Source organism: Prosthecobacter sp. (assembly GCF_020439865.1).
Lineage (GTDB): Bacteria > Verrucomicrobiota > Verrucomicrobiia > Verrucomicrobiales > Verrucomicrobiaceae > Prosthecobacter.
In genome coordinates, this window is record NZ_JAGRPF010000083.1 from 21,403 (window position 1) to 27,923 (window position 6,521).

Annotated in this window: 6 protein-coding genes, 2 rRNA genes and 1 pseudogene; 4 read left to right on the forward strand and 5 right to left on the reverse strand. The window is 57.2% G+C overall.

Annotation, left to right across the window (positions count from 1 at the left end; translation table 11 throughout):
* Positions 1 to 50 precede the first annotated feature (50 nt).
* From otsB to KDL09_RS09555, 3 genes are all read right to left on the reverse strand, one after another.
* Entirely contained in the window at positions 51 to 836 is a 786-nt protein-coding gene (gene otsB, locus KDL09_RS09545; protein WP_294384248.1) for a trehalose-phosphatase, read from the reverse strand.
* 64 nt (positions 837 to 900) lie between these two features.
* Positions 901 to 2,298 (reverse strand): Gfo/Idh/MocA family oxidoreductase, encoded by a 1,398-nt coding sequence (locus KDL09_RS09550; protein ID WP_294384251.1) that lies wholly within the window; start codon positions 2,296 to 2,298, stop codon positions 901 to 903.
* 33 nt (positions 2,299 to 2,331) lie between these two features.
* A complete protein-coding gene (locus KDL09_RS09555; protein ID WP_294384253.1) occupies positions 2,332 to 3,183 on the reverse strand; it encodes a sugar phosphate isomerase/epimerase family protein in 852 nt (283 codons plus the stop codon).
* A gap of 545 nt (positions 3,184 to 3,728) precedes the next feature.
* On the opposite strand from KDL09_RS09555, the pseudogene KDL09_RS25160 reads away from it, so the two are divergent.
* The 4 genes and pseudogenes from KDL09_RS25160 to KDL09_RS09575 form a co-directional block, all read left to right on the forward strand.
* Positions 3,729 to 3,899: pseudogene (locus KDL09_RS25160) on the forward strand (LysM peptidoglycan-binding domain-containing protein); the annotation flags it as partial.
* Positions 3,900 to 3,995: 96 nt separating this feature from the next.
* On the forward strand, positions 3,996 to 4,607 hold the full coding sequence (locus KDL09_RS09565; protein WP_294384256.1) for a sigma-70 family RNA polymerase sigma factor: 612 nt from the start codon (positions 3,996 to 3,998) through the stop codon (positions 4,605 to 4,607).
* Positions 4,591 to 5,235: a hypothetical protein gene (locus KDL09_RS09570; RefSeq protein WP_294384257.1), complete on the forward strand. Its 645-nt coding sequence runs from the start codon at positions 4,591 to 4,593 to the stop codon at positions 5,233 to 5,235. The genes KDL09_RS09565 and KDL09_RS09570 overlap by 17 nt, the downstream gene beginning before the upstream one ends.
* Complete coding sequence (locus KDL09_RS09575; protein ID WP_294384258.1) at positions 5,232 to 5,744, forward strand: hypothetical protein; 513 nt, start codon at positions 5,232 to 5,234, stop codon at positions 5,742 to 5,744. Before KDL09_RS09570 ends, KDL09_RS09575 begins: the two co-directional genes overlap by 4 nt.
* 148 nt (positions 5,745 to 5,892) lie before the next feature.
* Here KDL09_RS09575 and rrf read toward each other — a convergent pair.
* Positions 5,893 to 6,008, reverse strand: a 5S ribosomal RNA gene (gene rrf / locus KDL09_RS09580).
* Between the two features lie 133 nt (positions 6,009 to 6,141).
* Positions 6,142 to 6,521: ribosomal RNA gene (locus KDL09_RS09585) — 23S ribosomal RNA — on the reverse strand; the annotation flags it as partial.

Consider the following 6,521-nt stretch of genomic DNA (forward strand, 5'->3'; position numbering starts at 1 on the left):
GTAGAACGCCGGATTGGCAAGGGTTTTGGTCGAGCAGTATGAACGACGCGTCAGCTTGCCGCGCGCTGCTCAACAATCCAGCGGAGCAAGTCCGCAGTGTCCTGCGGATCGGTGAGATGAAGACGGGCGTCTGAGCGATGGTCGGTGCCGACGGCAAAGGTCCAGCCGTCGGGAAGTTCGCGAAAGGCGTCGAAGTCCGAGACGTCGTCACCCATGAAGGCGGCGGCGTTCGAGGGGATGCCAGATTCATCGAGGAATCGACGAAGGACGGAGCCTTTGTCCCAAGCGATGGCGGGGCGCACCTCCCAGATGCGACGTGCGGGGCGCACCTCCAAGTCGGGATGGCTGCACACGACATCGCGCACGATCAACTCAACCTCCGGATGGCGGACTTCATCCGCCTGCCGGTAGTGCACAGACAGAGTGATGTGTTTGTCCTCAATCCACACTCCGGGCAGATGGGCGAGCGCGGCGGTTAGCTGCGCCTGAACCTGACGCACGGCGGAGCCGGCACTGGCAGGAGCAGGTGCGAGGACGGTGGTGCCGTCCGGCGCGGTCATCTCGAGGCCGTGATTGCCAGCGTAAAGCACGCCGGGCAGATCGACCCGGCGGCGCAGATCCGCCAGCCCGCGACCGGAAATGAAGGCAAGCACGACACCGGGGCAGGCGGCGAGGCGCTGCAGGAGCACTCGCGTCAGATCCGGCAGCCGAACGTCATTCGCATTCGGCTGCAAGGGCGCTAGCGTGCCGTCGAAGTCCGAGCCGATGAACACCTGCGGCAAGGCGGCGAGCCAGGCGCGGATTTCCTCGCAACGTTCGGTCCAGTGGGGTGTCATGGTAAGCATGAAAAAGCCCCGGCGCATGGCTGCGCCGGGGCCGGAGGGATGAACCGGTTTGTTATTAAACCACTTCGACGATCTGACGGCCAAGCGCTTGATAATCCTTGGCGGCATAGCCCGGAACTGCGACCGGATACCAGCCGTCGGCATCCGGATGGACGGGCGGCTCGGACTCGGCGGTGATGATGGCGGGCATGTGCTGCACCTTGGAGTTGAGCACTTCGTCCCACTTGAGTTCCTTGCCGGAGTAGGTGGCCATGCGGCCCATGATGGCGGTCATAGTGGACTCGGCACCGTAGTAGGCGTTGTTGATCGGCGTATTTTCGCGGATGGCCGCCTGCAGGGTGTCGTGCTCGGTCTGATACGGATCGGGATCGAGACGCTTGGCAGCCTTCCCCTTGGCATCACCGACGTCCTTGCCGCCGGGGCGGTACTTCCAGATGGTGTTGCCCTTGTGGTCGTTGGCGTAGCAGCGACCGCTGTTGTCGAGGTAGATCTTGCCCTTGGTGCCGGTGAACTCTTCACGTACGGCGTTGGAGACGCCGGACTGATGGCGGCACTGGCTACTGACACGGACGCCGTTTTCATAGGTGAACTCGACAGCGTGGTGGTCATAGATCTGGCCATACTTCTTGTCCACGCGCTGCTGGCGGCCACCCATGCCCTGGGCGCTGACGGGATGGCCGCCGATGAACCAGTTGGCGACGTCGATGTTGTGGATGTGCTGCTCGTTGATGTGGTCGCCGCAGAGCCAGGTGAAGAAGTACCAGTTGTTGAGCTGATACATCAGTTCGTTCTGGTCAGGACGCTTGTCACGGAACCAGATGCCGCCACCGTTCCAGTACACATTGCCGGAAACGATGTCGCCGATGATGCCCTGCTCCTTGACCTGATTGAGGGCTTCACGGTAGCAGTTCTGGTAACGGCGCTGGAGTCCGCAGACGACCTTGAGATTCTTTTCGTCAGCCACCTTGGCCATTTCGAGCACCTTGCGCACGCCGGGGGCGTCCACGGCGACGGGCTTTTCCATGAAGATGTTTTTACCCGCGTTGACGGCGGCTTCGAAGTGATACGGACGGAAGCCGGGAGGCGTAGTGAGGATGACGAGGTCGCAGCAGTCGATGACCTTCTGGTAGGCATCGGCGCCGGCGAAGATGCGGGAGTCGTCCACTTTCACCTTGTCGGGCACCTTGTTGCGCAGGTTGCTGAGAGCGCCATCGGCCTTCTCCTTGAACGCGTCAGCGACAGCGTGAAGAAAGACACCTTCCTGCTTGGTGCTGAGAGCCTGACCGGAGGCACCTGTGCCACGACCGCCGCAGCCGATGAGGCCGACTTTGATTTGATCACTGCCTGCAGCCCAGGCAGATTGAGCGACGGTGAGAGCGCTGGCGGCGGCTGTGGTGCCGATAAACTGGCGGCGCGAGGTGGCCGCTGCGGGGGTGGTGGTCGGTGTGTTCATGGGTGGAATGGTTTGGGTTGAAGTGGCTTCTGATCAGGCGAGTGCGTTTTTGATGAGCGCGAAGCCTTCGGTGTACACTTGTTCGGTGCTGGGGAAGAAATCGCGCCAGACACGAGTCGCAGCGGCGAGATCAGGCAGCGCAGAACCGAATGCCTCAATCGTCATCCAGCCGTCGTAGCCGATGGCCTTGAGGTGCTTGATCTGCTCGACGATGTTGATGTGACCACGCCCTGGGGTGCCGCGATCGTTCTCAGAGATGTGCACGTGATTGAGTTTGCCTGAGGCAAATACTGTGTCGATGGCGGCCATCGGATTTTTCTCTTCGATGTTGGCGTGGAAGGTGTCGTACATCGTTCCGAAGTTCGGATGATCGACGCGCTTCACGTAGGCGGCTGCCTGCTCCATGGTGTTGAGGAGGTGCGCTTCGAATCGATTCAAGGCCTCGATGGCGCACTTCACGCCAGCGGCTTCAGCGACCGGCGCTATAGCCCGATGAACTTCGGCCGCGCCTGCAAGTTCGGCCTCGGAGGGAAAAGCTCCCGTAAACTGGCCAAGCACCTGATAGTAGGGCCCGCAAAGCGTCTGCACACCGGCATTATGGGCACATTCGAGCACGCGCTTGAGGTGATCGATCGCCCCCTGACGGTTGGCGGCGACAGGGCTGATCGCGTTGTGTGCTTCGTCAGGCAATACCGTGACAGCGGTACACTGCAGACCATTATCTTTAAGGACCTGCCCGATTCCTTTGAAATGACCCGGGTTGCTGACGTCAAAGATCGGAAGCTCAACACCATCGTAACCGGTGGCCTTCAATTTTTCGATGACTGGGTAGTTCGCCTCGGTGACGTGGCCGGTATAGAGCAGGAGATTGAAGCCGATTTTCATGAGTTGGGACGGGAAGCTAGGGAATGGCGGGCGGATTGGCAAGGGCTGTATCGTGAGATTTGCCGGAGCGTCCAAAAACGAGCGGCGTCCCCTCTTATTGCCGGAACCTTTCGGAATCGCAGCTCAGACCCACCACTGGCAAATTAGGCATTGAAAAGGATGCGCCTGATTTCATTAGTGAAGGGGCTTTCCGCCGCGCAGGTTCCGAGCCCGGATCTTCCTCCATCATCATGACTGCTTCTCGTTTCTTTGTTCTGTCAGCCTTTTGTCTCGCAGTAGTTTCGTGTGAAAACATGAACAAGTCTGGCAGCAACGATCCCTACGCCTCAAACTACGGCAACGATGGACACTACAACCCCTACCCAGGCCAGACCGGTTACGCACAGCGCTCCACCCCAACATACCAAACGCCGCCAGCTCCTGTAACTCCAGTTCAGCCAGAGCCTCCGGCCGACCCGTATGCTTTCGGGACGCCAAAAAAGACGGCTTCAAGTTCGTCTTCGGCACCCAAAAAGAGTGTCTCCAGTGGCACCACCCAAAAGAAGTCGTCGTCTTCAAAATCGACCGCCAAAAAATCTGGCTCTTCGAGATACACGGTTTCCAAGGGTGACACGCTGTATGGCATCGCTTTGAAAAAGAAGACCACGGTGGCGAAACTGAAGGCCGCCAATGGCCTCAAAAGCGACCTGATCCGCCCAGGGCAGAGTCTTAAGATTCCGTGATTGAACAATCGTGAAGATTTTTCGTTCCAAGCGGCCAGCTCCCTGAATAATATCGGGTCGGTTGCCGTCCATCCTTCGCCACTAATTTCCATGCCTGCCTCAGCCGCGACTGACCTTGGCGAAGTCCCAGACCTCGACTTGGTCAAGCGCAGTCAAGCAGGCGACACGCGGGCCTTTGACGTCCTTGTCACTCGCTATCGTGGGAGGATTTACGCCATGACCTACCACCTCATCCAGAATGAAGCCGAAGCTTGGGACCTCGCGCAGGAAGCCTTTATCAAGGCATGGCGGGCACTTCCCAATTTCAAGCTGGATGCGGGGTTTTATACGTGGCTTTATCGAATTGCTCACAACGTCAGCTACGACTGGCTTCGGAAAAAGAAGATCCAGGGAGACGGCGAGTTCGACGACGAACGAACCGAGCACCGGGTGGCAGCAGGAGCGGAAGCGACTCCGAAGGGAGATGTCGCGCCTGACACCGCCCTGCGAAACTCTGAACTGGGCCAGCGCATACAGGCGGCCATCGCAAAACTCTCCCCTGAACATCGTCAGGTCATCATCCTACGTGAGGTGGAAGGGCTGGCTTATGAGGAGATAGCGGCCCTCGTTCCCTGTTCGCTCGGAACCGTGATGTCCCGTTTATTTTACGCCCGCAAAAAACTTCAGGAACAACTCCAAGATGTTTATGATACCACCCTCTGAAGATCACACTCTCATCCGCTGGATTGATGGCGAGATGAATGAAACCGAACGCAAGGCTTTCGAAGAGAGCCTCAAGAGTGACACTGCGCTTGCCAAGGAAGCCAAGGATCTGCGTGCTTTGAGCTCCAGCCTTCGCGCGCACCTTCCCGCTGAAATGACCGTTCCTCATGCTGATTTTTTCAACTCTCAGATAGGGGTACGCATCGCCCAAATGGACTTGGACCAAGTCCGGACGGATTCCACGGAAGCTACATGGATGTCTCTAATCCGATGGATGCGCCAGCCATGGTTCGCGACTGCCGGCGCCGCAGCGCTGGCCATCTTGGGCTTTATCTTTTTCCGCCCATCAGGCGATGTGGCGGCACAAAGCATGATTCTGAGCTCTTATACGCCTGATACCCGCATTCAGGCACGGGCATTTCATGATGATGGAGCGGGAGCCACCGTTCTACTGTTGGACGGACTCGATGCGATCCCCGCAGACAAAAAGATTTCAGGGATCGATGTCCGCCGCAGTGAAATGGAACCAGAGGTTGCCTCGATGACACTTTATGACGCCAATGAATCTCAAGTCCTCATGATTTCCCGTGATGGTCTGGGCACCCCGTTAATTTCACCCCGTGGATGAAGACATTTCGATCATTGCTGCCACTAGTTTTCTTATGTGGGTCGGTCGCCGCGCAGGAAAACGCACTGACAACTAAGGCGGCACCAACAGCTTCGAAGCCTGCAACCGATGGTCGCGTTTGGGGAGCGCTTGTTTTTGCGACGAACGACGCCTTAAAGCTCAATGGAGGAAAAGAACAAATTCCGGCACATTTACCACGTCTGAACGAGAGACTGGCCAAAGTATTCCCTTTCCAGCACTTCGAGATTCTTGGTCAGCATCAGCAGGACATTTTCCGCGAGTACGAATCTTGGGTGGTTCCTTCAAGGGATCTGTTCATGAAGATAGACTCCAAGGGACTAGCGGAGAATGGCGGAATCAACCTGCACCTGCAGGTCTGGCGAGAACAACAAGTGCTGGTCAAGAGTGACGCTGTATTAAAGAAGGACAGCCCTCTGTTCATAGGCGGGCCGGCGTGGAAAGGCGGGCGCCTGATCTTCATTTTGTCATTGGAGAAAACAAAGGGCTGAGATCTTTTGCGTTACGAACTTCAGGTTCAAAACCGAGCCTGTTTTCGAGCCGTTGTTCAGCCTAGTTTCGGTTGCCGCAAATCAGGCTAGCTGGGGTTTTCGACATAAAAAAACCCCGCATCTCGATAGAGATGCGGGGTGATGTTTAATCTGGCAACGTCCTACTTTCGCATAGCCTTTCGCCATACTATCATCGGCGCAACAGCGTTTCACTTCCGTGTTCGGAATGGGAACGGGTGGTACCACTGTGCCATGGTCACCAGACTGCGGCTCATGACGCATCGAAGCGTATGAACCGAGTGTCTGGAGACACCTTCAGGGTGTTCCCTGACAACTGCATATAGGGTGAATTGAATTCGAATCGAGCCTTGGAACCAGGCTTCAGTTTGAAATGGAACAATGTAAGACAAACGGATGATTAGTACCACTGAGCTGAACGCATTACTACGCTTGCACCCGTGGCCTATCAACGTGGTAGTCTTCCACGATCCTTCAGGGAAAGCTTATCTTGGGATGGGCTTGGCACTTAGATGCTTTCAGCGCTTATCCCTTCCGCACATAGCTGCCCAGCGATGCTCTTGACAGAACAACTGGAACACCAGAGGTGCGTCAATTCCGGTCCTCTCGTACTAGGAATTGAACCCCTCAACTTTCCTGCGCCCACAGAGGATAGAGGACCGAACTGTCTCGCGACGTTCTGAACCCAGCTCGCGTGCCGCTTTAACCGGCGAACAGCCGGACCCTTGGGACCTTCTCCAGCCCCAGGATGCGACGAGC

Coding starts and splice junctions, on each gene's coding strand:
- KDL09_RS09555 (WP_294384253.1), bottom strand. CDS start 3,183: ATGAAAATCGGCTTCAATCTCCTGCTCTATACCGGCCACGTCACCGAG.
- KDL09_RS09550 (WP_294384251.1), bottom strand. CDS start 2,298: ATGAACACACCGACCACCACCCCCGCAGCGGCCACCTCGCGCCGCCAG.
- otsB (WP_294384248.1), bottom strand. CDS start 836: ATGACACCCCACTGGACCGAACGTTGCGAGGAAATCCGCGCCTGGCTC.
- KDL09_RS09565 (WP_294384256.1), top strand. CDS start 3,996: ATGCCTGCCTCAGCCGCGACTGACCTTGGCGAAGTCCCAGACCTCGAC.
- KDL09_RS09570 (WP_294384257.1), top strand. CDS start 4,591: ATGATACCACCCTCTGAAGATCACACTCTCATCCGCTGGATTGATGGC.
- KDL09_RS09575 (WP_294384258.1), top strand. CDS start 5,232: ATGAAGACATTTCGATCATTGCTGCCACTAGTTTTCTTATGTGGGTCG.